The 23,128-nt window shown below is 65.4% G+C and carries 21 protein-coding genes and 2 tRNA genes; 16 read left to right on the top strand and 7 right to left on the bottom strand.

Annotated features, from left to right (window positions below):
- Positions 1-157 precede the first annotated feature (157 nt).
- Both NEF64_RS07140 and NEF64_RS07135 read left to right on the top strand, forming a co-directional pair.
- A tRNA-Cys gene (locus tag NEF64_RS07140) sits at positions 158-231 on the top strand.
- A gap of 403 nt (positions 232-634) precedes the next feature.
- Positions 635-1,558: a cellulase family glycosylhydrolase gene (locus NEF64_RS07135; protein ID WP_162235378.1), complete on the top strand. Its 924-nt coding sequence runs from the start codon at positions 635-637 to the stop codon at positions 1,556-1,558.
- A gap of 209 nt (positions 1,559-1,767) precedes the next feature.
- Here the strand turns inward: NEF64_RS07135 and NEF64_RS07130 are convergent, their stop codons facing one another.
- The 3 genes from NEF64_RS07130 to NEF64_RS07120 all read right to left on the bottom strand — a co-directional run bounded on the left by NEF64_RS07130 (position 1,768) and on the right by NEF64_RS07120 (position 3,903).
- Positions 1,768-3,021, bottom strand: coding sequence for a glycosyltransferase (locus NEF64_RS07130; protein WP_051916320.1), 1,254 nt, complete (start codon positions 3,019-3,021; stop codon positions 1,768-1,770).
- Positions 3,022-3,289: 268 nt separating this feature from the next.
- Positions 3,290-3,610: a hypothetical protein gene (locus NEF64_RS07125; protein ID WP_037529079.1), complete on the bottom strand. Its 321-nt coding sequence runs from the start codon at positions 3,608-3,610 to the stop codon at positions 3,290-3,292.
- Between the two features lie 203 nt (positions 3,611-3,813).
- Positions 3,814-3,903: transfer RNA gene (locus NEF64_RS07120), tRNA-Ser, on the bottom strand.
- A 145-nt stretch (positions 3,904-4,048) separates the two neighbouring features.
- On the opposite strand from NEF64_RS07120, the gene hspQ reads away from it, so the two are divergent.
- The 4 genes from hspQ to NEF64_RS07100 all read left to right on the top strand — a co-directional run bounded on the left by hspQ (position 4,049) and on the right by NEF64_RS07100 (position 6,032).
- Positions 4,049-4,483, top strand: coding sequence for a heat shock protein HspQ (gene hspQ, locus NEF64_RS07115; RefSeq protein ID WP_081874363.1), 435 nt, complete (start codon positions 4,049-4,051; stop codon positions 4,481-4,483).
- Positions 4,484-4,656: 173 nt separating this feature from the next.
- Positions 4,657-5,001 carry a 50S ribosomal protein L21 gene (rplU, locus tag NEF64_RS07110; protein WP_031393729.1) on the top strand — a complete coding sequence of 115 codons (345 nt, stop codon included), beginning with the start codon at positions 4,657-4,659 and terminating at the stop codon, positions 4,999-5,001.
- Positions 5,002-5,014: 13 nt separating this feature from the next.
- Positions 5,015-5,305, top strand: coding sequence for a 50S ribosomal protein L27 (gene rpmA / locus NEF64_RS07105; protein ID WP_031393730.1), 291 nt, complete (start codon positions 5,015-5,017; stop codon positions 5,303-5,305).
- A 175-nt stretch (positions 5,306-5,480) separates the two neighbouring features.
- Positions 5,481-6,032 carry a GNAT family N-acetyltransferase gene (locus NEF64_RS07100; RefSeq protein WP_031393731.1) on the top strand — a complete coding sequence of 184 codons (552 nt, stop codon included), beginning with the start codon at positions 5,481-5,483 and terminating at the stop codon, positions 6,030-6,032.
- Between the two features lie 266 nt (positions 6,033-6,298).
- Here NEF64_RS07100 and NEF64_RS07095 read toward each other — a convergent pair whose 3' ends face one another.
- The gene (locus NEF64_RS07095; protein WP_051916321.1) at positions 6,299-7,198 is read right to left on the bottom strand and encodes a metal-dependent hydrolase; all 900 of its coding nucleotides are present in this window, start codon (positions 7,196-7,198) and stop codon (positions 6,299-6,301) included.
- 33 nt (positions 7,199-7,231) lie between these two features.
- Between NEF64_RS07095 and NEF64_RS07090 the strand changes: the two genes are divergently transcribed.
- From NEF64_RS07090 to NEF64_RS07045, 10 genes are all read left to right on the top strand, one after another.
- On the top strand, positions 7,232-7,831 hold the full coding sequence (locus tag NEF64_RS07090; RefSeq protein WP_031441339.1) for a TetR/AcrR family transcriptional regulator: 600 nt from the start codon (positions 7,232-7,234) through the stop codon (positions 7,829-7,831).
- Positions 7,832-7,897: 66 nt separating this feature from the next.
- Positions 7,898-8,944, top strand: coding sequence for a GTPase ObgE (obgE, locus tag NEF64_RS07085; RefSeq protein WP_056406279.1), 1,047 nt, complete (start codon positions 7,898-7,900; stop codon positions 8,942-8,944).
- Between the two features lie 187 nt (positions 8,945-9,131).
- Positions 9,132-10,232 (top strand): glutamate 5-kinase, encoded by a 1,101-nt coding sequence (gene proB / locus NEF64_RS07080; RefSeq protein WP_056406277.1) that lies wholly within the window; start codon positions 9,132-9,134, stop codon positions 10,230-10,232.
- Positions 10,233-10,266: 34 nt separating this feature from the next.
- The gene (locus NEF64_RS07075) at positions 10,267-11,166 is read left to right on the top strand and encodes an NAD-dependent epimerase/dehydratase family protein (RefSeq protein WP_056406452.1); all 900 of its coding nucleotides are present in this window, start codon (positions 10,267-10,269) and stop codon (positions 11,164-11,166) included.
- Positions 11,167-11,224: 58 nt separating this feature from the next.
- Positions 11,225-11,470 carry an acyl carrier protein gene (locus tag NEF64_RS07070; RefSeq protein WP_037527622.1) on the top strand — a complete coding sequence of 82 codons (246 nt, stop codon included), beginning with the start codon at positions 11,225-11,227 and terminating at the stop codon, positions 11,468-11,470.
- A 112-nt stretch (positions 11,471-11,582) separates the two neighbouring features.
- Positions 11,583-12,845 carry a serine palmitoyltransferase gene (spt, locus tag NEF64_RS07065; RefSeq protein WP_056406274.1) on the top strand — a complete coding sequence of 421 codons (1,263 nt, stop codon included), beginning with the start codon at positions 11,583-11,585 and terminating at the stop codon, positions 12,843-12,845.
- A gap of 124 nt (positions 12,846-12,969) precedes the next feature.
- Positions 12,970-14,859, top strand: a complete 1,890-nt coding sequence (locus NEF64_RS07060) for an ATP-binding protein (protein WP_082446825.1) — start codon at positions 12,970-12,972, stop codon at positions 14,857-14,859.
- Between the two features lie 115 nt (positions 14,860-14,974).
- Positions 14,975-16,168 carry an LPS export ABC transporter permease LptF gene (gene lptF, locus NEF64_RS07055; RefSeq protein WP_031394134.1) on the top strand — a complete coding sequence of 398 codons (1,194 nt, stop codon included), beginning with the start codon at positions 14,975-14,977 and terminating at the stop codon, positions 16,166-16,168.
- Positions 16,165-17,262 (top strand): LPS export ABC transporter permease LptG, encoded by a 1,098-nt coding sequence (gene lptG / locus NEF64_RS07050; protein WP_031394135.1) that lies wholly within the window; start codon positions 16,165-16,167, stop codon positions 17,260-17,262. Before lptF ends, lptG begins: the two co-directional genes overlap by 4 nt.
- Positions 17,263-17,330: 68 nt before the next feature.
- Complete coding sequence (locus NEF64_RS07045; RefSeq protein WP_056406270.1) at positions 17,331-18,485, top strand: hypothetical protein; 1,155 nt, start codon at positions 17,331-17,333, stop codon at positions 18,483-18,485.
- Positions 18,486-18,528: 43 nt separating this feature from the next.
- Here NEF64_RS07045 and NEF64_RS07040 read toward each other — a convergent pair whose 3' ends face one another.
- The 3 genes from NEF64_RS07040 to NEF64_RS07030 all read right to left on the bottom strand — a co-directional run bounded on the left by NEF64_RS07040 (position 18,529) and on the right by NEF64_RS07030 (position 22,762).
- Positions 18,529-18,921 carry a response regulator gene (locus tag NEF64_RS07040; RefSeq protein ID WP_031394137.1) on the bottom strand — a complete coding sequence of 131 codons (393 nt, stop codon included), beginning with the start codon at positions 18,919-18,921 and terminating at the stop codon, positions 18,529-18,531.
- Between the two features lie 64 nt (positions 18,922-18,985).
- Positions 18,986-21,418: an ATP-binding response regulator gene (locus NEF64_RS07035; RefSeq protein WP_235516363.1), complete on the bottom strand. Its 2,433-nt coding sequence runs from the start codon at positions 21,416-21,418 to the stop codon at positions 18,986-18,988.
- 54 nt (positions 21,419-21,472) lie between these two features.
- Positions 21,473-22,762: an EAL domain-containing protein gene (locus NEF64_RS07030; protein WP_081877554.1), complete on the bottom strand. Its 1,290-nt coding sequence runs from the start codon at positions 22,760-22,762 to the stop codon at positions 21,473-21,475.
- Positions 22,763-23,128: the final 366 nt, after the last annotated feature.

The following is a 23,128-nucleotide window of genomic DNA, read 5'->3' as shown; positions in this document are numbered from 1 at the left end:
TTGGACCGTATCGTGCCCAATCCATCGCCGGCGTGCAAGCCGTCCCCCAACCCGGCGGCGCACCGCCGTGGCACACCCCACGACTATTTTAGCCCACAAACGCGATCGCCCGGTTGACCCGCCGCACAAAAGCCCGCATTTGCGCGCTCCGCATCGAGGCCCGATGGCGGAGTGGTGACGTAGAGGACTGCAAATCCTCGCACCCGGGTTCGATTCCCGGTCGGGCCTCCAATCTCATATCCTATCGTTGCCACATGACGCGATGCACTGCGGCGATCGCGCTCGGTAGCATGATGAGCGCGGATCTCGACGGCGCTTTGCCAGGCATGAGAGCAGTCTAGAGACAGGTCTCCGCGATGACGGGGCTTTGGACCCCGGTCCCCGATGGACGCCAGGCATCCCGACATTCGATGATAGGGAGGCGCATCCGAAGCGCGACCGATTCGCTTTCACCCTTATTCGCCAGGTACATGTCATGACCCGACCATCGATCGCCGCCGGCCTTGTCGGCCTTGCCATCTCCGCCACCGGACTGGGCTGTCCGGCCTCGGCCGCGCCCTCCCCGCAACGCATGCAGCCGCCCCCCGCACCTCAAAAGGCAAACGCGCCCGTGAGGTCCAGCGCGAGCGCCAACGTGCGTATCAGGGGCCCCGTCTTCGGCGTGAACATTGCCGGGTGCAGCTTTGTCGCCGACGGTACGCTCTGCCCGACGCCGGCGTCGGTCCGCGCCTATCTCGACAAGGGATTCACGATGGTCCGCCTGCCGTTCAAGGGACCGCAGATGGCGGACCCCGCGATCCGCAGGAAATTGGTGGCAGCGACGCGCGCCGCGCTCGACCGCGGTGCCTATGTCGTGCTCGATCGTCACGACTATAGCTGGCCATCGGTATCCGAACAGGTTGCGTTCTGGACGTCGCTGATGGCGAGCATGCCGCGGTCCGACCGGATCATCATCGACCCGATGAACGAGCCGAGGCATTTCGACGACCCGGTGCTGACCAACGACTGGGATCAATGGGCGCGCGATACCAACCAGATCATCGCGGGCCTGCGCGCCGCGGGGATCCGCAATGTCATCGCGCCGGAATATCCCGGGTCCTCCGCCACCTTCCGGCTGCGCAAGCGCGAGGACGCCGCCAAGCCGTCCGAAAGTGCGCTGGTCGCCCTCGACCGCGCGGGCGGGCTGAAGGATCCGCTAGGCCTGACCATCATCAACGGGCACCGCTATTTCGACAAGGGGTCGAGCGGAACCCAGCCGAGCTGCACGGGGACGCCGGGCTATGACAATTTCGCGTCCGAGCTGCGGGCGCGCGGGTTGAAGGGGATCATCACCGAATCGGCGTTCGGACGCGCTGGGGCGATACCGCCGAGCTGCGAGGCGGCAGGCGCAGCGGCGATCGCCTATCTCAAAACCAATGCCGATACGGTCGTCGGCGTGACCTGGTGGGGCGGCGGCGCGGCCTGGAACGAGCGGTATCTGTTCAAGATCGAACCGAAAAAGGGCGGTTTTGGCCCCAAGCACAAGGACGCCTATCTCGACCGCCTGCTCGGCCGCTGACCCCGCGCGGTTGTGGCCGGGCGGTATAAAGTCGGACTTACGATACCCGATTTCGGGACGGCAGCATCAACGCTGGTGCGGCCGTCTCCCGAAGGAAAAGCGCGATTGGGAGTATGCGCACTTCTTGCATTTCCGCACCCAAGTCTCGCCACCGGCCTCATCCACTGAAACAACGCGCCATTCGCCGAGGCGATGCCAGCAGATGAGCATCAGGACACCGCTTCCGCCACGCGTACCGGCTCCGTCGCCGGAACGATGCCCGCTAGCGTGAACGCAATCTGCTCGAGTCTGGTATCGAGCTCGCTATTGTCGAATTCGCGCTCGATCTTGGCGCGTGCCGCCACCCGCATGCTCGCCAGATCCACCTCCCCCGATTCGATTGTCGTTATGATGTCGGCGATCTGTCCGGCATTGCGCTCTTCGACCAGAAAGCCCTCGACGCCGTCGTCGATGAGTTCCGGGATGCCGCTATGCCAGGTGGAGACGGTGATGACGCCGAGCGCCATGGCCTCCATCAACGACACGGGAATCCCTTCCATGTCGCCATTGTCGGCGACGACGGAGGGCAGCAGGAACACGTCGGACCGCTTGAGCTCCGCAAGCACCTCGCGGTGCGGGATCTTGCCGAGGAACGTCACGCGCGCAGGACAGGCCGCAGCGGCCTCGCGCAGTTCCTTTTCCAGCGGCCCGTAGCCGATGATCGACAGATGCGAGTCGCCCGGCGCGGCGCACATGGCGTTGATCGCGTAGATCAGCCCCTTTTTTTGGACGAAGCGCGCCGTCGTCAGCAGCCGCAATGGCCCGGCAGCGCCGCGACGTGGCTGCGGCATTGGAAAGTCGCTGACGTCGACCCCCATCCGGTGGACCGTGATCATCGCCGGGTCAGCACCCCAGCCGATCAGCTTCTTCTTCCACAATTCACTGATCGGAAGCAGTGCTTCGGTCTGAGTGAAGAGGCGGCGGTAATGCGGCAGGAATTTTTTGACGAGACCATGCTCGGTCACGTCAAGACCATGAAAGACAGTGGCGATCGGGCCCGAGATCAGACCGGCGTCGCGCAGATACATCGCCCGCACGCCCGCGGGACCGAAATGCGCGATGATGGCATCGAAATGACCAAGTCCCTGTTCGCCGACACTGAGAATATCGACGATCGGCGCGACAATTCCATCGCGCAAACCAGTAAGTCCTGCGCGAATTCGCCGTCGGCTCTTGCCGGATTGCGCGCCAAGCAGAAGTCGAGCCGACTTTTTCAGCAAATGCGCGATCGGCGATGAGCCTCCTGTATTCGCGCGAACGGAGACGATACGCGCGGCACCGGATAGTGGATCATCGACAGAACGATCATGCTGGCCGGTAATGATCGTAACCTCATGCCCGAGGTCGATCATACCCCTGATCTGACGAACGACGAACGTTTCCGAAAGAACGGGATAGTTCGAAAGAAAGAAAGCAATCTTCATGACGTGCCGCCCGGTATATTGAACGAATGATGAAACCGGACTGGCGACGCCACTGGGCAATGCAGCATTGCTTACGAGCGCCGTCGATGCGGTTCACGCCGAGCCAGCACACAGGCGAGTTCAAGCAATTCAACGCCTAGGCGGATACAGAAGAATTTCTCCACGAAAAATTGCCGGTCTATCGTCGATCCTTGTACTTTATCGGGACTTGTTGCCGTCGGGCCACGCTTCCGGCGTTGCTTTGGCGATACCGGGGCGCACGTCCGGTCTATGCGCGCTGGATCAGGTGCAGGACGACACGCCAGAACGGATAGGACGCGCATTGCGGCCAGGTGTGCGGGCACAGGCCTTCGACGTGCCAGCGCACGGCGAGGATCGCCAACGTCGTCGCGATCGCGGTGGCGAGCGCGGTCAGCCAGCGTGCTTTCAGACCAATCCGTGGTTTGACGCCCCATTCGAGCAGCGCCGCCAGCAGCCAGAACGCCGCGATCTGCCAGCGGGAATAGGTATCGAGCAGCATGAACCGCGAAAGGACGGCCAGGGCCACCAGTCCGGCCGCCAGCAGGATGTTCAGAAGGAACGTACGCATCGCGGTCTCGATCTGGAGGGGGCCTTGGCCGGGACGAGCATGGGAGACAACGCACCGCCTCCCTGACCGTCGCCCGTGACTACTGCTCTGAGCACATGAATGCGCTGTCCACAGCAGCGGATCATCGGACGATAGCTATAGAGAAGTGCGCGGCCCCGGCGCGGGGGCCAGGGGCCTCTGTGACCCACATGGCGCAAGGTAAATGGCGGAGAGGGTGGGATTCGAACCCACGGTACCCTCGCGGGTACGCCGCATTTCGAGTGCGGTACGTTCGACCACTCTGCCACCTCTCCGCAAGGTCATCCGAAGTGCTGCGAGCAGCGCCTCCGATCGGTCGAGGGCGGGCCTCTAAATCAGACCTTGCCGCAGTGCAAGAGGGTTTTTGCAATCACGAGCGGCCCGGCTTGTGCGTCGCGAAACAGCGCTTAAATTGTCGCCATGCCCCGCCACGACATCCCCATCGACCCCGCCACCCCCGACATCGCCGCGTCCGATGCCCTCTCGTCCGAGCCGGCACCGGCGGCGGCGGTCGAGGTCGTTGCCCCGCCGATCGTCCATGCGAATTTCTCGATCGGCGATATCGTCCGGCACCGCCTGTTCGATTTCCGCGGAGTCGTGTTCGACGTGGATCCGGTCTTTGCCAACACCGATGAATGGTACGAGGCGATTCCCGAACAGATGCGGCCGAAGAAGGATCAGCCCTTCTACCATCTGCTCGCCGAGAATCGCGAGTCGAGCTACGTCGCCTATGTCAGCCAGCAGAACCTGGTATCCGATGCGGGTGACGAACCGGTGGACCATCCCGGTATCGCCGGATTGTTCACCGACTTTGCCGATGGTCGCTACACGCTGCGCGCCGTCCACCGGCACTGATCGCCGGTTCGGGCACAGCGTCCTGACGCGGTTCCTGCCAGGACCTGCGATGTTTTCGCCCCCCGCAATGGCCCTTCTTGGTTGACATCGTCACGCCCCTCGCTTAGCTCCCCGGCTTCTCCCGGCGGACCCTGCGTTCGTGGGGCACATGTATTTGGAAAGTGACAAGGGCCATGTTCGCAGTCGTGCGCACGGGCGGCAAGCAGTATCGCGTCGCCGCCGGAGATAAGATCGTCGTCGAAAAGATCGAGGGCGATGCAGGTGCGTCGGTGACGCTGGGTGATGTGCTGTTGGCGGGCGAAGGCTCGGAACTGCGCTCGGTCGAGGGTTTCACCGTCGCTGCAGAGATCATCGCTCAGGCGAAGGCGGACAAGGTCATCGTCTTCAAGAAGCGTCGTCGTCATAACTATCGTCGCAAGAACGGCCATCGCCAGCAGCACACGATCCTGAAGATCGTGTCCGTCGGCGGCCAGACCGCCAAGCAGACCGAGGCTGACGCCCCGGCCGCTCAGGCATAAGGAGTAGTTTCAGATGGCACATAAGAAAGCAGGCGGCTCTTCGCGCAACGGTCGCGATTCAGCCGGTCGTCGTCTCGGCGTGAAGAAGTTCGGTGGCCAGGCATGCGTTGCCGGCAACATCCTCGTGCGCCAGCGCGGGACGAAGTTCTATCCGGGCACCAATGTCGGCATCGGCACGGACCATACGCTGTTCGCGCTGGTCGATGGCCGCGTCGTGTTCAGCCAGGGCAAACTTGGTCGCAAGTTCTGCTCGGTCGAGCTGGCAGCGAATGATGCCGCCGACATGGCAGTTGCAGCCGAATAACATCGGGTAACCATCCGGGTTGCCCACCAGGGTGACCCGGGTCGCGAAAGCGAACCTGAACAAGGGAGACGGGTCACCCCGGCTCCCTTTTTTATTGCTCCCTCCCCTTGGCTGTCGCCGTCCCGTCATCCTGACGTGGCATGCGCGCAGCCGACGACGCGAGAGGAAGAGAGCAATGTTCGCGCGCACGAAGAGACTGACCTTGCGGCCCGGCTGGCCCGAGGATGCGCCTGCGCTGACGCAGGCGATCGGGCACGAAGCCGTGATCGCCAAGCTGACGCGGGCACCCTGGCCCTATTCACTCGGCGACGCGGCGGCCTTTCTGGCGCAGCCGCGCGGCGAGCATCAGCCGCGCTTCCTGATCGATGCGCTCGACCCCGGCGCGCCGCGGCTGATTGGCGGCATCGATATCCATGCATCGCCGGACGGGTATGGCCATGAGCTCGGCTATTGGGTGACGCCCGATGCCTGGGGACGCGGCTATGCGACTGAAGCTGGCGAGGCGGTGATCGCGATCGCGCGCCATGCGCTCGGGCTCCGGCGGCTCGAGGCGTTCCATTTCGTCGACAATCCCGCGTCCGGCCGCGTCCTGGCCAAGCTCGGCTTCCGGCCGACCGGGCGGGTCGAGCCTCGGGCGTCGCGCGGGCGTGGCGGCGAGGCTCAGGCCGTACTGTTCGAACTGGTGCTCGATGAGGACCGATGTGCGCCGATGCCGATGGCGGCGTGATTCGCGCATCCCGGCTGTGGTTCACCACCCCGGCGGAGGCCGGGGTCCAGTTGGGGAACGTCGTTGACTGCGGTCATCGCGTCGTTACTACGACCTTTCCAACTGGGCCCCGGCCTCCGCCGGGGTGGAATATGTTGGCGACGATTCGCCCTACTCCCCGTCCCCCCGCGAAGGCGGGGGTCCAGGAGTCGCGGGCGGTGCCGTTTGGGACTCTGGGCTCCCGCCTTCGCGGGAGAACGCGGCAGAAGAGAGGCCGCAACCGTAGCTCAGGCCACCACGACCGCCCGCTTCTCGACCGGCAGCACCGCCGCCTCATAATCACTTTCGGCCAGCGCGATCAGCGCGCGGTCGTCGTGTTTCCAGGGATGGAAGCCGGGCAGGAAATAGGCCGCCCACACGCCCGCTATCTTGCGCGCCATGCCCGGGTTGCCGAACGCATACCATGCCATCCGCGCCCAGATCCGCGGGCCCGTGAGCCCGTCCTGCCGCAGCAATTCGGTCATGCCGCGCGCCCGCCCCGTGAAGAAGCGCCACGTCGTGATCAGCATCACCAGCGACTTGACCCGCCAGCGGGTGAACCGAGGCCAGTCGCGGGTCGCGTGCAACCAGGTGTCATAGGCGACGCCCTTATGCTCGATCTCCTCGGCGGCATGCCATTGCCACAGCGCCGCCGCCTGCTGATCGCCGCCGGCGAGGTGCCGGGGGTTCGCGATCAATTCATGCGCGAGCATCGCGGTGAAATGCTCGAGCGCGGTCGTCGCGGCGAGGCTCGCGATCGGCGGGCGCCCCTTGGTCAGCGCGAGCGCGGCGTCGACATCGGCGATCAGCGGCGCGACGTCATACCCCTGATCGGTGACGTGGCGGTTGAACGCGACATGCTCGCGGGTGTGGATCACCTCCTGCTTGATGAACGCGTTGATCTCGGCGGTCAGCTTGGGCGGCGTACCGTCGCGAAACCGGCGAACGCTGTCGACGAAATAGCCCTCGCCCTTGGGGAAGGTGACCGACAAGGCGTTGTAAAAGGCCGTCGCGATCGGATCGTCGTTCAGCCACCACCGGCGAATCGGCGAGCCCCGGCCAAATCGACGATCGCGCGGTGTGATCGTCAGATCGACGGGTGTGGTTGCTTTCGCCACGGAAACCTCCAAACAGAGACAGATCGTCATTACTGACACAGTTGTAAGTAGGTTTTTCATTTCGTGACGTCAACACCCCGCAAGCGCCTCTCCCCGACCGAATCGCGTGACGCCGCAGTCGAGGCCGCGCGCGCGCTGCTCGTCGAAAGCGGTCCCGGCGCGGTCACGTTGAAGGCGGTGGCGGGCCGGATCGGGCGGACGCACGCCAATCTGCTCCACCATTTCGGCTCGGCCGAGGCGCTGCAGACCGCGCTGATCACGCGGATGGCGGCGGATATCGTCGGCACGATCGGCGCCGCGGTGCTGCGTGTCCGCGCGGGCGAGCTGGATCCGCGCGAGGTGGTCGAGATGACCTTCGACGCATTCGGCAAGGGCGGCGCGGGCGCGCTGGCGAGCTGGATGATCCTGTCGGGCAACACCGACGCGCTCGACCCGATTCTCACCGCGATCCACGATCTGGTCGACGAACTTGCCGAGGGCGACATGCCCGGCGACCAGCCGATCCAGGACCAGACGCTGACGCTGGTCCTGATGGCGCTGGGCGACGCGTTGATGGGCGCGCCGATGGCCCGCGCGCTCGGCCTGCCCGCGACCAGGGCGCGCGAACTCGCGCTCGACGCGCTGCTCGCGAGCAAGGACGCCGCCGCCTGCCCGTCGGCCTGAGCAACGCCGACCAGGGCCCGAGTCGCAGAGGCTGGCGATTTTCGCCAATTTCGCTATGGGGCGGCGATGCATTTTCTAGACCAAGCCAAGATCTACGTACGTTCGGGTGAGGGCGGCCCCGGTGCCGTCAGCTTCCGCCGCGAGAAATTCATCGAATATGGCGGCCCCGATGGCGGCAATGGCGGCAAGGGCGGCGACATCGTGTTCGAATGCATCGCCGGCCTGAACACGCTGATCGACTTTCGCTACACACAGCATTTCCGTGCCCCGCGCGGCTCCGGCGGCTCGGGCTCGAACCGCACCGGCGCGGGCGGCGAGGACCTCGTGATCCGCGTTCCGCTCGGCACGCAGGTGCTGTCGGAGGACAAGGAAGAGGTGCTGATCGACTTCACGCAAGTCGGCCAGCGCGAAGTGCTGTTCCGCGGCGGCGACGGCGGGCGCGGTAACGCCAGCTACAAGACATCGACCAACCGCGCCCCGCGCCAGCACGGCACCGGCTGGCCCTATGGCGAGGCCTGGGTCTGGCTGCGGCTGAAGCTGCTCGCCGATGCAGGTCTCGTCGGCCTGCCGAATGCGGGCAAGTCGACCTTCATCAACCAGGTCACGAACGCGCAGGCCAAGGTTGGCGAATATGCCTTCACCACCACCCGGCCGCAGCTGGGCGTGGTCCGCCACAAGCAGCGCGAATTCGTCGTCGCGGACATTCCCGGGCTGATCCAGGGTGCGGCCGAGGGCGCAGGCATCGGCGACCGCTTCCTCGGGCATATCGAACGCTGCCGCGTGTTGCTGCATCTGGTCGATGCGAACGACGCGGATGTCGGCGAATCCTACCGGATCGTCCGCGACGAGCTGGCCAATTACGGCGAGGGCCTGACCGACAAGAAGGTGATCGTCGCGCTGAACAAGACCGACATGCTCGACGCCGAGCTGATCGCGGCGCTGTCGGCCGAACTGGCCGAGGCCAGCGGTGCCGAGGTGATGGCGATGTCCGGCGCGAGCGGTGCCGGCGTGGAAGCCGTGCTCGACAAGCTGATCGGCGAGATCGGCCCGGCACCGGGCGCGCCGAAGGACCTGGCGGAGGGCGAAGAGCCGGTCGCATGGTCGCCGCTGTAGCGTTCAAAACCGCTCCGTAGCCCGATCATGTACGCCATCGTCATCCCCGCGCAGGCGGGGATCCATAGCCTCAGGGGTATGCGATTCGGTGGTGAGGCCAGCCAATATGGGTTCCCGCCTCCGCGGGAATGACGATAGGGTGTTGCAGGCTATGACGACCTACGGGGAGGACCTACGGGGTCGACCAATGATGTTTCCGCCGTCCTCCTGTCCCCGCCTGATCGTAAAGATCGGTTCGGCACTGCTCGTCGATCCCGACGGCAGTGTCCGGCGGGACTGGCTCGCCGGGCTCGTCGCCGACGTCGCCGCGCGCACCGGTGCCGGGCAGCAGGTCGCGATCGTGTCGTCTGGGGCGATCGCGCTCGGCGCGCGGCGGCTTGGCCTCGCCAAGGGCGGCCGCGCGAGTCTCGAGGATGCGCAGGCCGCGGCCGCCACCGGGCAGATCGCGCTGAGCCAGGTCTGGGCCGAGCTGCTCGCCGCGAAGGGGCTGAACGCGGCGCAGATGCTGGTGACGCTCGACGATCTCGAGGACCGCCGCCGCTATCTCAATGCCGCCGCGACGCTCAGCCGGCTCCTGTCGCTCGGGGTCGTGCCGGTCATCAACGAGAATGACAGCGTCGCGACCGCCGAAATCCGCTTCGGCGACAATGACCGGCTCGCGGCGCGGGTCGCGCAGGCTGCTGGAGCGCAGGGTGTGGTCCTGCTCTCCGACGTCGACGGACTCTATACCGCCAATCCGCATGTCGATCCTTCGTCCGCCCATATCGCCGATGTCCCCAAGATCGACGCGGTCGCGGCGATGGCGGACGACGGGTCGGGGTCCGGCATGGGATCGGGCGGCATGGCATCGAAGATCGCCGCCGCGCGAATCGCCACGGCGGCAGGCATTCCACTCGTGATCGCCTCGGGCCGAATCGACCATCCGCTCTCCACCCCTGCCCGCCACACGATCTTCAGCGCCGAACGCACCGCGTCTGCGCGGAAAGCCTGGCTGGCGGGCGGACTGACTGCAAAGGGCACGATCCATGTCGACGCGGGCGCCGCTGCCGCGCTCGGCCAGGGGCGCAGCCTGCTGGCCGCGGGCGCGACGAGGCTCGACGGGGGCTTCGTGCGCGGCGATCTGGTGACGATCGAGGGGCCGGCCGGCATCGTTGCGCGCGGCCTCGCCGAATATGACGCGGCGGACACCGCGCGTCTGCTCGGCCGCCATAGCGACGATCACGCCGCGATCCTCGGCTATGCGCCGCGCTCGGCGCTCGTCCATCGCAATCATCTGGCGCTCGTATGACTGCCGCGCAACCGTCGATCTGGAGCGAGCCGTCATGATCCTGGCCATCACCGGCGGTACCGGGTTCGTCGGCAGCCACCTGATCGACCATGCGCTGGAGACGGGACACACGATCCGCGCGCTCGCCCGCAAGCCACAGGCCAAGCGCATCGGCGTGACCTGGATCGAAGGCGCGCTCGATCGCCCGAAGAGCCTGGCGACGCTGGTCAAGGGCGCGGACGTGGTCATCCACGTCGCCGGCGTGGTCAACGCCGCGGATCGCGCGGGCTTTGCCGAGGGCAATATCGCCGGCACTCAGGCGATCGTTGATGCGACGCGGTCGGCGGGTATTCGCCGCTTCGTCCAGGTCTCGTCGCTGGCGGCGCGAGCGCCGGCACTGTCCAACTATGGCTGGTCGAAGGCCGAGGCGGAGACGTGCGTTGCCGCGTCGGGGCTCGACTGGACGATCGTCCGCCCGCCCGCGATCTTCGGCCCGCGCGATCACGACCTGCTCGACGTGTTCAAGGCGGCGCGGTCGGGGTATGTGCCGATGCCCCCTGCCGGCACGCGCGTCTCGCTGCTCTATGTCGAGGATCTGACCGCGCTGCTGCTCGCGCTGGCCGAGATCCCGGTCGCGCCGGCGATCATGGAACCCGACGATGGCACGCCAAAGGGCTGGGACAATCGCGACTTCGCGCGCGCGATCGGCGTCGCGGTCGGGAAACCGGTGAGGCCGCTATCGATGCCGCGCGTCGTCCTGTCGCTGGCGTCCGCCGCCGACCGTTTCGTCCGGCGCGGCAAGGCCAAGCTGACGCGCGACCGGGTCCGCTATTTCTGCCATCCCGACTGGGTCTCGCACACGCCGCCGCCGGCTACGCTCTGGACGCCCGCGGTCCCGACCCCGCAGGCCCTGGCGCAAACCGCGGCGTGGTATCGCGCGGCGGGGCTGCTATAGCGCCGAAAAGCCGCCGCAATTCGCTGTCAGGATTGCGTCGACACCCGGAAGGAAGAGCATGAGCGACCGTCAGCAGATCTACGACACCGTCACCGCGCAGATCGAGCCGTTCAACAAGAAGGGCGTCGCGCTGAGCGATGCGACCACCTTCCAGGGCGATCTCGAATGGGACAGCCTGACCGTCATGGATTTCGTCGCCGCGATCGAGGATGAATTCGACATCATCATCACGATGAACATGCAGGCCGAGATCGAAACCGTCGGCCAGCTGGTCGATGCCGTCGCGAAGTTGAAGCAGGACTAACCAAAAATATCCCGTTCGTGCTGAGCGTAGTCGAAGCACATGAGACACAGGCCCTTCGACTTCGCTCACGGCGAATGGCAAGGGGCGATACCGTCCTGATCTGGAACCGAACATGACCGAAGCCGCCACTACCGCCCACGCCCTCCCCGTCGATCCCCCCGAGGTCGCGCCCGAACGCGATCTGATGAGCAAGTTCGATGGCCTGATCGCCGAACGCGAGGCGCTGGTGCAGTCCGGCGTGCGCAATCCGTTCACGATCGTGATGGACGAGGTCAAGTCGCCGACCGAGGCGGTGATCCGCGGCAAGGACACGATCCTGCTCGGCACCTACAACTATATGGGCATGACGTTCGACCCCGACGTCATCCAGGCGGGCAAGGACGCGCTCGAGAAATTCGGGTCGGGCACCAATGGCAGCCGGATGCTCAACGGCACGTTCCACGATCATATCGACGTCGAGCAGGCACTGCGCGAGTTCTACGACATGAGCGGCGCGATCGTGTTCTCGACCGGCTACATGGCCAATCTCGGGATCATCTCGACGCTCGCCGGCAAGGGCGAGTACGTCATCCTCGACGCGGACAGCCATGCGTCGATCTATGACGGCTGCAAGCAGGGCAATGCCGAGATCGTCCGCTTCCGCCACAACGACGTCGCCGATCTCGACAAGCGGCTCGGCCGCCTGCCCAAGGAAGCCGGCAAGCTGGTGGTGCTCGAAGGCGTCTATTCGATGCTCGGCGACATCGCCCCGCTCAAGGAGATGGTTGCGGTCGCCAAGAAGCATGGTTGCATGGTGCTGGTCGACGAGGCGCATTCGATGGGCTTTTTCGGCCCCAATGGCCGCGGCGTGTACGAGGAGATGGGGCTGACCGACCAGGTCGATTTCGTCGTCGGCACCTTCTCGAAATCGGTCGGGACGGTCGGCGGGTTCGTCGTGTCGAACCACCCGAAGTTCGAGATGGTCCGCTTCGCCTGCCGCCCGTACATCTTCACCGCGTCGCTTCCCCCCTCGGTCGTCGCCACCGCCGCGACGTCGATCCGCAAGCTCATGACCGCGCATGACAAGCGCGCGCAGCTCTGGAAGAATGCACGCGCGATGCATGCGGGCCTCAAGGCGATGGGCTTCAAGCTCGGCACCGAGACGTCGGATTCGGCGATCATCGCGATCATCCTGACCGACCAGGAACAGGCGATCGCGATCTGGCAGTCGCTGCTCGAGGGCGGGCTCTACGTCAACATGGCACGCCCGCCGGCGACGCCTGCGGGCACGTTCCTGCTGCGCTGTTCGCTGTGCGCCGAACATACCGACGCGCAGGTCGAGACGATCCTGGGCATGTTCCGCGACGCGGGTCGCGCCGTCGGCGTGATCGGCTAGCAGCCGGCCGCTGTCATTGCGTCGGGAGCAATACGCACGCTATCGTCGCGGGGTGACGCAGGACGAGGCCGACGCGGCAGCCCTTGGGGGCGGTGCGACCTGGCGGACCATCACGCTCATCGTGATGGCGCTGCTGGGCGCCGCCGTTCTGGTCGGGCTCATCGCCACGCTGAGCAGCGCGAACCGTCAGCGCGACAGCGCGTTGCGGCTGCAGGCGCACAGCTATGACGTGATGATCCTCGCGCGCACGCTGTCGAGCACGATCGCCCGGTCGGAGGCGTCGCTCGGCCGCTATGTGATCAGCGGCGACCGACAGCTCGGCCGGCTCTATTTCGAGGAATGGGTCCTGGCCGGGACGCAGCTCAACCGGCTCGAGCGGCTGACCTACGACAATGGCGAACAGCGCGGGCACATCGCCGAACTGCGCCAGGCCTATGAAGACCGCGGCCGCGAGCTGTCGATGACCGCGCTCAGCACCAATTACGGCAAGAATTCGCAGGCGTTCGCGCGCTATTACCAGGGCCGCAACGCCCCGACGCTGATCGCGATCAACCGGACGCTCGACCGGCTCATCGCGCGCGAGCGGGCGCTGCTCGACAACCGGACGTCGCGAGCGATGGCATCGGTCGAACGCTCAAGCTCGATCGCGGGCGTGCTGGCGGTGTTCGGGATGCTGATCGTGCTCGGCGCGATCGGGCTGGGCTGGTTCACGATCCGCGCGGTCAGCGACCGGGCGGTCGCGCAGGCGGACGCGGACATGGAACGCAGCCGTGCCGAGGAACTGTCCGCCGCGGTCGAACAGGCGACGGCCGAGTTGCGCGTGCAGGACGCCAAGCTGCGCCAGGTCCAGAAGATGGACGCGGTCGGTCGGCTGACCGGGGGTATTGCGCATGATTTCAACAATATGCTGGCCGTCATCCTGGGCGGGCTGGAACTGGCGCTGCGCAACATCGCGCGCGATCCGGCGACCGCGCGGCGACACATCGAGAGCGCGACCGACGGCGCCACCCGTGCCGCCGCGCTGACCCGCCGGCTGCTCGCCTTCAGCCGCGAGGATTCGCTGAAGCCCGAGACGATGGGGGTGGCAGGGCTGGTCGAGGGCATGTCCGACCTGCTCGACCGGACGCTCGGCGATGCGATCACGCTGCACGTGGTCGACGCCTCCAAAGGCTGGCGGGTCCGCGCGGATCGCGTCCAACTCGAAAATGCGGTGCTCAACCTTGCAGTCAACGCGCGCGACGCGATGAACGGCCGCGGCACGATGATCGTGACCACCGGCGCGGCAGTGCTGGCCGCGGGCGCGATCGGCGACTGCCCGGCGGGCGACTTTGCCACCATCACGGTCGCAGACGACGGCAGCGGCATGTCGCCGGACGTCGCCGAGCGCGTGTTCGAGCCGTTCTTTACCACCAAGGAAACCGGCAAGGGTACGGGCCTTGGCCTCAGCCAGATCTTCGGCCTCGTCCGGCAGCTGGGCGGCGAGATCGCGATTGCCAGCGTGGTCGGTGAAGGGACGACGGTGACGCTGTATCTGCCCCGCGACACCAGCGATCCCGCGATCGAGCCGCAGCCCGTCCTGCCGTTTGCGGACCTGCCAGAGCCGGTACAGCCCGTCGCGCCGACGGGGCTGAACGTGTTGGTGGTCGAGGATGATCCCCGCGTGCTCGCCGCGACGATCGGTGCGCTCGAGGAGCTTGGCCATCATCCGGTCGCCTGTGACGACCCGACCCATGCGGCGGCGATGCTCGCGCGTCACGGCGCGATCGACCTGATCATTTCCGACGTGCTGATGCCGCGGCAGACGGGGCCTGAGATGATCGCGGCATTGCGGCCGCTTTTCCCCGACATCGCGATCCTGTTCGTCACGGGGTTTGCGGGTGAAGCCGCGACGAGCGAGTTCGGCGACCATGAGGTGTTGCGCAAACCCTTCACGCTGAGCGGCCTGGAACGCGCGGTCGCGGCGGCGATGGGCACCGACCGCCCCACCCCGCCCCGCCAGATGGCGGCCGAATAGACCGTGACAGGCCCGCCCCGTCCGAACTATAGCCGCCGCCCTATATCCCGCGCGAAAAGCTGATATAGACCCGCCCCACGCCTCGCGTTCGAGGCGCTCGCAGAGCCCCCGCTTCATGAAATCCATCGATCGCTACATGGCCCGGCTGATCGCGGTCCCGCTCTTTTCGACGCTGATCATCGCGGCGATGCTGCTCGTGCTCGACCGGATGCGCCGGCTGTTCGATTTCGTCGCGACCGAGGGCGGACCGATCAGCGTCGTCTGGCGGATGCTCGCCAATCTGCTGCCCGAATATCTCGGCCTCGGGATTCCGATCGGGCTGCTGCTCGGCATCCTGCTCGCGTTCCGCAAGCTCGCGACGACGTCGGAACTCGACGTCCTGCGCAGCGTGGGGATGAGCTATACCCGGCTGCTGCGGGTGCCCTATATGTTCGCCATCGTGCTGGCGATCGCGAACCTGCTGATCGTGGGCTATCTCCAGCCGATCGCCCGCTATTATTACGAGGGGCTCCGCTTCGAGCTGCGCACGGGCGCGCTCGGCGCATCGATCAAGGTTGGTGAATTCACGCATCTGGGCGACCGGATGACGCTGCGGATCGAGCAGAGCCGCGACAAGGGGCGCGAGCTGTCGGGCATCTTCGTCCATGCGCAGACGCCCAAGAACGACTGGATCGGCGTCACCGCGGAGAAGGGACGCTTCCTCGCGACCGACGATCCCAACGTCATCATCTTCCGTCTCGCCAACGGCACGCTGATCCACGAACGGCCCGAATTCAAGACGCCGCGCGTGCTGACCTTCAGCAGCCATGACCTGCCGATCAACCTGCCCAAGTTCGAGAGCTTCCGCGTCCGCGGCGGGCGCAACCTCGAATTCACGCTGCCCGAACTCGCGCGTGCGGGGCATGAGGCGGCGACGCCCGAGCTGCGCGATGCAAGCCGGTCCGAATTCCACTTCCGTCTGGCGGAGGTGGCGATGATGTTCCTGCTGCCGATGCTGGCGGTGGCGCTCGGCGTGCCTGCGAAACGATCGACGTCCGGTCTCGGCGTCTTCCTGTCGATCGTGATGATCGTCACCTATCACAAGGTGAACCAATATGCGGCGGACGTCGGCGAGCTTGGCCGGATCGACCCGCTGATCGCGCTGTGGGTGCCGTTCACGGTGTTCGCAGGGCTGATCCTGTGGATGTACTACACCATCGCCTATGTGCCCGGCGGCGAGCCGATCGGTGCGCTTGAGCGCGGCGTCGGCCGGATCGGCAAGGCGATCACCAGCCGGCTGCCCGGGCGCCGCAAAGAGAAGACGGCATGAGCAGGATCACGATCTTTCCGTCGCGCACGGTCGCGGTCTATATGGGCCGGCTGTTCATGACGCGGACGTTCAGCATCCTCGCGGCGCTGGTCCTCGTGCTCCAGGCGCTCGATCTGCTGAGCGAATCGGGCAACATCCTGGCGCAGGCGGGGAATGGCGACGCGCAGGTCTGGCAATATGTCAGCCTGCGCGCACCGCAGATCATCGCCTTCGCGCTGCCCTTCTCGGTCCTGCTCGGCACCATCCTGACGCTGATCACGATGAACCAGAACAGCGAGATCATCGCGCTCAAGGCGTCGGGGCTGTCCGCGCACCAGGTGCTCGCCCCGCTGCTGATCGCCAGCCTGGTCGTCGCGATCGTCAGCTTCAGCTTCAACGACCGCGTCGTGTCGCGCGCCACCGCCACCCTGTCGCAGTGGCAGAAGGTCAATTACGGCGCGATGCCGATCGACCGTGGCGACCGTGCCAATGTCTGGGTCCGCGACGGCGACGATTTGATCCAGGTGAACCAGACGCGCGGCAAGGGCGCCGGAACGCGGCTTGGCGGGGTGACGCTATACGATCGCGCCGGCGGCAGCCTCGTCTCGATCATCCGCGCGCCTAATGGCAAGCGCGTCGCCGGGGGCTGGGAGATCGGCCCCGCGACGCGGTTCGACGTCGCCAGCGGCACGCTAACCACGCTCGGGTCGGTGGTCGTCGGGCGTGACGTCCGCCCCGACCAGTTCACGCTCGCAAGCGTCGACGCCGACAGCCTTTCGTTCGGCGCGCTAAAGGCGGCGATCGGCGATCTGGCTGACGCGGGGCGCCCGACCAAGGCACTCGAGGGATCGCTCTGGCACAAGCTGTCGGGACCGCTGTCTTCGGTGCTGATGCCGCTGCTCGGCGCAGTCGCGGCGTTCGGTATTGCTCGCTCGGGCAAGCTCTTCGTCCGCGCGGTGATCGGCATGGGGCTGGGCTTTGCCTATTTCGTCGCGGACAATTTCGCGCTCGCGATGGGCAATCTTGGCGCCTATCCGCCGTTCCTCGCCGCCTGGGCACCCTTCCTCCTGTTCTTCCTGATCGGCGAGGCTGTCCTGTTCCGGACCGAGGAATAGCCGCTGTACGAACTGCGTGATCGTCGATATCCGCAGCGGCTGACGACGCAGCGCTGAGGGGCGAGCCAATGGCCGGTACGATAACGATCCGCAAGGTCGAGACGAAGCGCGATCGCAAGGTCTTTGTCGACGTGCCCTTCGGCCTCTATCGCGACGATCCGCACTGGGTCCCGCCGCTCAAGACCGAAGCGCTCGGACTGATCACGCCTGAAAAGAATGGCTGGTTCAGCCATGCCAAGGCGCAACTGTTCCTCGCCGAGGAGAATGACCGGGTCGTCGGTCGCATCTCGGCGCATATCGACACGCTCGCGCTCACCATGCCCGCCGAACAGGGCTTTGGCCCCGGCGTCGGTCAATGGGGGCTGATGGAGGCGGAGAGCGAGCCGGTGTTCCAGGCTTTGCTCGCCGCTGCCGAGGATTGGTTGCGTGCGCAGGGCATGACGCGGATGCTCGGCCCGATCAGCATGTCGATCTGGGAGGAGCCCGGGCTCCTCATCGAAGGCTATGATCACGCGCCGACGATCATGATGGGGCATGCGCGTCCCGAATATCGCGACTGGGTCGAGCGGTCAGGCCAGGTCCCCGTCAAGCGGCTGATGACCTATGAGGTCGACGTCACGCGACAATTCCCGCCGATCGTCCAGCGGATCATCAAGTCCGGCGAGAAGAATCTGCGGATCGTCATCCGCGAGGTCGACAAGTCGCGGTTCGAGGACGAGGCCGCGATCATCCTCGCCATCCTCAACGATGCCTGGTCGAGCAACTGGGGGTTCGTGCCCCTGACGCCCCCCGAGATCAAGGATGTCGGGGTCAAGCTCAAGCCGATCGTTTTCAACGACCTGATCCGGATCGCCGAGGTCGACGGCAAGCCCGTCGCGTTCATGATCACGCTGCCCGACCTGAACGAGGCGATCAAGCCACTGCGCGGGTCGCTTCTGCCGTTCGGTTGGGCCAAGCTGTTGCTGTGGCTGCGCAAACCAAAGGTGAAGACGGTTCGCGTCCCGCTGATGGGCGTCGTCCGGGAGCTGCAGTCGTCGCGCATGGCAAGCCAGCTCGCCTTCATGATGATCGAATATATCCGGCGTTCCGCCTCGCAGGATTACGGCGCGACCCGCGCGGAGATCGGCTGGATCCTCGACGACAATCAGGGGATGCGCTCTATCGCCGAGACGATCGAGAGCCGCATGAACAAGGTCTATCAGGTCTACGAAAAGACGCTCTAGCCCGACCGTCGCCCCTGCCAGAGCGCGCCCGGCGGCGGGTTGATCAGCCGATCAGCCCGTCGCCCTGCGCCTCACGCGCTAGGATCCGGCCGATCGCGTCGAACAGCGAATCCATCGCGACCGGCTTGAAGATCACATCGTCGGCGCCCGCGGAAAGACAGCGCTGGCGGAGGTCGGGGGCGACATCCGCGGTCACGACGATGATTGGGACCATGCCCTTGGCGTCGGACCGCGCGCGGATGTGGCGGATCGCGGTGATACCGTCCATGCCCGGCATGCGCAGGTCGACCAGCACCATCTCGAAATCCTGCTCGTCGAGGATTTCGAGGCCACGCTCGGCGCTTTCCGCCTCGACCATCGTCGCGCCGGCCACGTCGAGCATGTCGCCCACCACGCGGCGGTTCATCCGATCGTCCTCGATGAACAATATGTTCAACATATCCTCCGTGACGGGTCGACCGGGAGAGGCGCGCTGTCCGTCATTGCTAGGCGTTTACGCATCAAGCCGCCCGCGAGACAAGATCGGGAATTGCGTTGTTTTTAACTACCGGCGACGCGAAGATCGCTTCGACCAGATCCGCACCCGATACCGGCTTCGCAACGATGCGTGTAATGGCAGTCGTGAGCAGTGCCGGATCGTCGAGCCGATCGGCGGGCCACAACAGCGTCGTCGCGGCATCACCCGCCGCCCGCGTCAGCTGCTCCAGCGCCGGCCCCGGATCGCCACCGGCGCGCAACGTTGCATCGTCGATCACGATGTTCGCGACGACCGTCTGCGCCAGCAGCGTGACAGCCTCGTCGATCGAGGCGGCGGTCAGGACGATGTCGCAATGCGGTGTCACCAGGGTCCGGAACATGCTGCGCATGATGGGATTGCGGTCGATGATCAACGTCGCCGCGCCAGTTCCCTGATCGGCCCCCAGGTCGCCGAGCGCGATCGCCTCCGCATGGACCAGCGGCAGGCTGAGCGTGAACGTGGCGCCCTGCCCTTCGCGGCTGGTGACCGTGACGTCGCCATTCATCGCGCGCGCCAGGTTGCGACAGATCGACAGGCCGAGCCCGGTGCCGCCGAACTGCCGCGTCGTTCCGGCATCCGCCTGGCGGAAGGATTCGAAGATCTCGTCGAGCTTGTTCGCCGGAATGCCGATGCCCGAATCGGATACGTCGAGCCACAGCCGGTCTTCACCCGTCCGCAACGCCACCGTCACCGCGCCCACGCGGGTGAATTTCAGCGCATTCGACAACAGGTTGAACACGATCTGCCGCACCCGCGCGGCGTCGCCCATAATCCGGGCGGGGCAGTCGGCCATGTCGAGCGTGAACGACAGCCCCTTCGACCGGGCCTGCTCCTCCCACATCTGCGCAGCATCGGTCACCGTAGCGCACAGATCGAACGGTGCGAACTCGATCGTCAGGTTGCCGGTTTCCATCTTGGCGATGTCGAGAATGTCGTCGACCAGCGCGCGCATCGTCGCCCCCGCGCCGCGCACGATGCCGAGGCGATCGCGCAGGTCGGGCGTCAGGCGCGAATCGGCGAGCATGACCTCGGTCATGCCCAAGATCCCGTTCAGCGGCGTGCGGATCTCGTGGCTGGTCGTGGCAAGGAATTCGGTCTTCGCCGCGAGTGCCTTGCCAAGCGCGGCATTGGTGATCGCGAGATCGTCATTCGCCGCCCGGACCTTGTCGCGACTGCGACGGATCGTCACCAGGCCGATTGCGAGCATGCCAATGATGATCGAAACCGCGGCGATCGCGCCGATGAACATCAGCCGCTGTGTCTTCGCCCGATCCTTCTCGTACCGCACGCTGCGCTCGAGGTCGTCGGCGCGCAGCTTCGAAATCTTCAGTTCCTGATTCGCAAAGTCGAATCGTGCCGCCAGCAAAGCCGTGCTCATGTTGGTAGCAAGCTTGGTCGCCTGATCATCCAGACGCTTCTGCGCCTCGAGATGGAGGAGTGCGTCTGCAGGGCGGTCGAGCGCTTTGTAGATTGCATAAGCTGTCTGGTGCGCTTCCCTAAACGACAAGCTGGTGTTTTCGACATCGACGCCCGCAAAACGTTCCGAAATCAGCGCCAACGCGCGCTGCAGATTGCCCTGCTTAAACGCAACTTTGGCGGCGATCGGCAGGAGCTGAACGCGCCACACCGCAGCTTCTGATCGCAGGGTAAGGCGCTGGCTCGACGCGACGGCCTCCGCTGCCGCAGCGATCTTACCAGCCTTGAGAAGCGTCCTAGCAATATTTCCCTGGATACGGGATTGCAAAAGCGGGCTTTTCATCTGCCCCGCGAGCCGCAGGGCGTTGCGGTACTGCGCCGCGGACTGATCGTAACGGCCAAGATCCTGCAGATACGACCCGCGGTTATTATAGATCGAAACTAGCAGACCAGGATCGCCGTCATAAGTGTCCAGTGCTTGGCCCAGATACTTCAGCGCCGACTCGGCATCATTGCTGTCGCCATAGAGCGCCGCAATCAACATCAGCGCCTTTGCGCGGTTGCGATTATCCGAAAGCGCACGGAAGATGTTGTGCGCGTTCTGGTAGTCGGCCAGCGACGCGGCGACCTGCCCGCGCGCCGCATGCACCCCGCCCCGCGACAGCAGGACGTTGGCGTGCAGATTCGAATTGGGGTCGCGCCGCTGAACGATGGCCAGCGACCGTGCGATGAGCAGTTCGGCATGATCCGGGTCGCTGACCCGGATCAATGCCTCACCCTGCAACCACCAGGCGGTGGCGAGCGCGTTCTCCTTCCGGACCGGATCATTGATGCCTTGGGCGATCGTCTCGGCTGCCTTTGCCTTACGGATTGCCACGGAAGGATCGACCTGCATCGCCGACTTCGCGTCGGCGATCGCGGCGTCGAACCGTACCGCCGATGTCGCGGCGGACACTTTCACGACCGGGGCCGCAGCCGTCAGAAAGGGCGCTGCCAACATCACGCCCACCGCCAGGCTGCAAGCGATCACACGCGATCGGATCGACCTGTGCATTCAGCCGCTCTTCCGAAAGGCCGCCACCCGCGTGAAAGGCGACCGCACATCCTGCGCGATTGCGAGGTGACGTTCCTCCGCCAGGAACGGGAGCAGCGCATCGAGCCCGATCGGGCGGCTGATCAGGAATCCCTGCACCATGTCGCACCCCATGACCGACAGCAATGCCATTGCTGCCGGGGTTTCAACCCCTTCTGCCACAACTTCCATCTCGAGCGCATGCGCCAGATCGATGGTCGACCGGACGATCAGCGGGTCGCGGTTCGAACTGGTGAGTTGCGTGACGAAGAGCTTGTCGATCTTGAGCTCGCTGGCGGGAAGCTGCTTGAGATAGGCGAGCGACGACAGGCCGGCACCATAATCGTCGATCGCGATCACGATGCCGATATCCGCGAAAATCTGCAAATTCCGGATCGCGCTTTCCGGATCGCGAATCACCGACGTCTCGGTGATCTCGAAGCCCAGACGCGCACCGCTCGAAGTGATCATCTCGCACGCCTGCCGCACGAAACGGGCATCTGCGAGCAACACGCCGGCGATATTGATGAATATCGGCAGGTCATGACCATGCGCCGCCAGGATTCGCTGGTCGCCGATAACCTGCTCGATCGTCCATAGCGTGAGCGCGACAATATCGCGGCTCTCCTCCGCGATCGGGATGAAGTCGCTCGGCAACACGAGGCCGCGCTGCGGATGGCGCCAGCGGACCAGCGCCTCGACACTGACGATCTCCTGCCGACGCAGATGGACCTTGGGTTGATATTGGAGGAACAGCTGGTCGCCGCCGATCGCCTTGTGCAGCTCGCGCGCCAGCATCAGCCGGTCGAGCGATGCGCTGGCGGCAGAGACGTCGCGCGCGATGGGTCCGCGTTCGACCCGGGCGTCGTCAAGGGCGAGTTCGGCTTCCTCGACCAGGCGAACCTCGTCGTGCTGTGGCGCACGGACCGACGCGCCGCCCAGCGTCAGGTCGACATGATAGAGCTCGCCATCGATGTCGAACGGCGTGGTGAAGGCGTGCGCGATCTGGTCGAGCGCCAGATCGAGATCGCTCTGCTGATCCCCCAGCAGCGCGATGTCGATCAGGTCGCGGGCGGCGATTTCGGTGCGCGACTGTGGCAATAAGGCTGCGATCCGGATCGCGATGTCGCCGACCAGCGTGTCTGCACGGCCCCGCCCGACATGCCGGCGAAGCATCGCGAAATTCGCCACTTCCGCCAGGATGACGAACTGCCAGCCATGATAAGCGACCGGAAGGCAAGGCACAGTCACGTGCTCCGGGACGTCAGTCATAGGACCGCCCCGTCGACGCATACCCGCACTCACGCACGTCGCAACGGCAGTCGGAAGGAAGATGCGACCGGTCATTCATCTCCGAAACGCTAGCTGCCGATACTGAAGATAGCGTTAAGCCTCCCATTACGACACGTAAACATGGTTAACGATCAATAAACCATGTTGTGTTTCAATTAACGCCTGATTAACTTTATCAAGCGTCCGAAACGGCGTGAATAAGGGAGAAAAAAGTGCTGAAGTTCATTCTTTCGCTCGTCTATGGCGACTCGATGCGCCCCTGGTAAACAGGTGCCGGCCCGGCGTTTTTGGAAAGATCCGCGGTTTCGTGGTTCGGCTTCCATCGGCACCGGGCCAATTTAACGA

It is taken from the genome of Sphingomonas aerolata, assembly GCF_023935825.1.
In the GTDB taxonomy this organism is placed as follows: Bacteria; Pseudomonadota; Alphaproteobacteria; order Sphingomonadales; family Sphingomonadaceae; genus Sphingomonas; species Sphingomonas aerolata.
The sequence above is the reverse complement of the archived record's forward strand: the minus strand, read 5'-3'. Positions and strand labels throughout refer to the sequence as shown.

Coding starts and splice junctions, on each gene's coding strand:
- NEF64_RS07130 (WP_051916320.1), bottom strand. CDS start 3,021: ATGAAGATTGCTTTCTTTCTTTCGAACTATCCCGTTCTTTCGGAAACG.
- NEF64_RS07125 (WP_037529079.1), bottom strand. CDS start 3,610: ATGCGTACGTTCCTTCTGAACATCCTGCTGGCGGCCGGACTGGTGGCC.
- hspQ (WP_081874363.1), top strand. CDS start 4,049: ATGCCCCGCCACGACATCCCCATCGACCCCGCCACCCCCGACATCGCC.
- rplU (WP_031393729.1), top strand. CDS start 4,657: ATGTTCGCAGTCGTGCGCACGGGCGGCAAGCAGTATCGCGTCGCCGCC.
- rpmA (WP_031393730.1), top strand. CDS start 5,015: ATGGCACATAAGAAAGCAGGCGGCTCTTCGCGCAACGGTCGCGATTCA.
- NEF64_RS07100 (WP_031393731.1), top strand. CDS start 5,481: ATGTTCGCGCGCACGAAGAGACTGACCTTGCGGCCCGGCTGGCCCGAG.
- NEF64_RS07095 (WP_051916321.1), bottom strand. CDS start 7,198: ATGACGATCTGTCTCTGTTTGGAGGTTTCCGTGGCGAAAGCAACCACA.
- obgE (WP_056406279.1), top strand. CDS start 7,898: ATGCATTTTCTAGACCAAGCCAAGATCTACGTACGTTCGGGTGAGGGC.
- proB (WP_056406277.1), top strand. CDS start 9,132: ATGATGTTTCCGCCGTCCTCCTGTCCCCGCCTGATCGTAAAGATCGGT.
- NEF64_RS07075 (WP_056406452.1), top strand. CDS start 10,267: ATGATCCTGGCCATCACCGGCGGTACCGGGTTCGTCGGCAGCCACCTG.
- NEF64_RS07070 (WP_037527622.1), top strand. CDS start 11,225: ATGAGCGACCGTCAGCAGATCTACGACACCGTCACCGCGCAGATCGAG.
- spt (WP_056406274.1), top strand. CDS start 11,583: ATGACCGAAGCCGCCACTACCGCCCACGCCCTCCCCGTCGATCCCCCC.
- NEF64_RS07060 (WP_082446825.1), top strand. CDS start 12,970: ATGGCGCTGCTGGGCGCCGCCGTTCTGGTCGGGCTCATCGCCACGCTG.
- lptF (WP_031394134.1), top strand. CDS start 14,975: ATGAAATCCATCGATCGCTACATGGCCCGGCTGATCGCGGTCCCGCTC.
- lptG (WP_031394135.1), top strand. CDS start 16,165: ATGAGCAGGATCACGATCTTTCCGTCGCGCACGGTCGCGGTCTATATG.
- NEF64_RS07045 (WP_056406270.1), top strand. CDS start 17,331: ATGGCCGGTACGATAACGATCCGCAAGGTCGAGACGAAGCGCGATCGC.
- NEF64_RS07035 (WP_235516363.1), bottom strand. CDS start 21,418: ATGTTGGCAGCGCCCTTTCTGACGGCTGCGGCCCCGGTCGTGAAAGTG.
- NEF64_RS07030 (WP_081877554.1), bottom strand. CDS start 22,762: ATGACTGACGTCCCGGAGCACGTGACTGTGCCTTGCCTTCCGGTCGCT.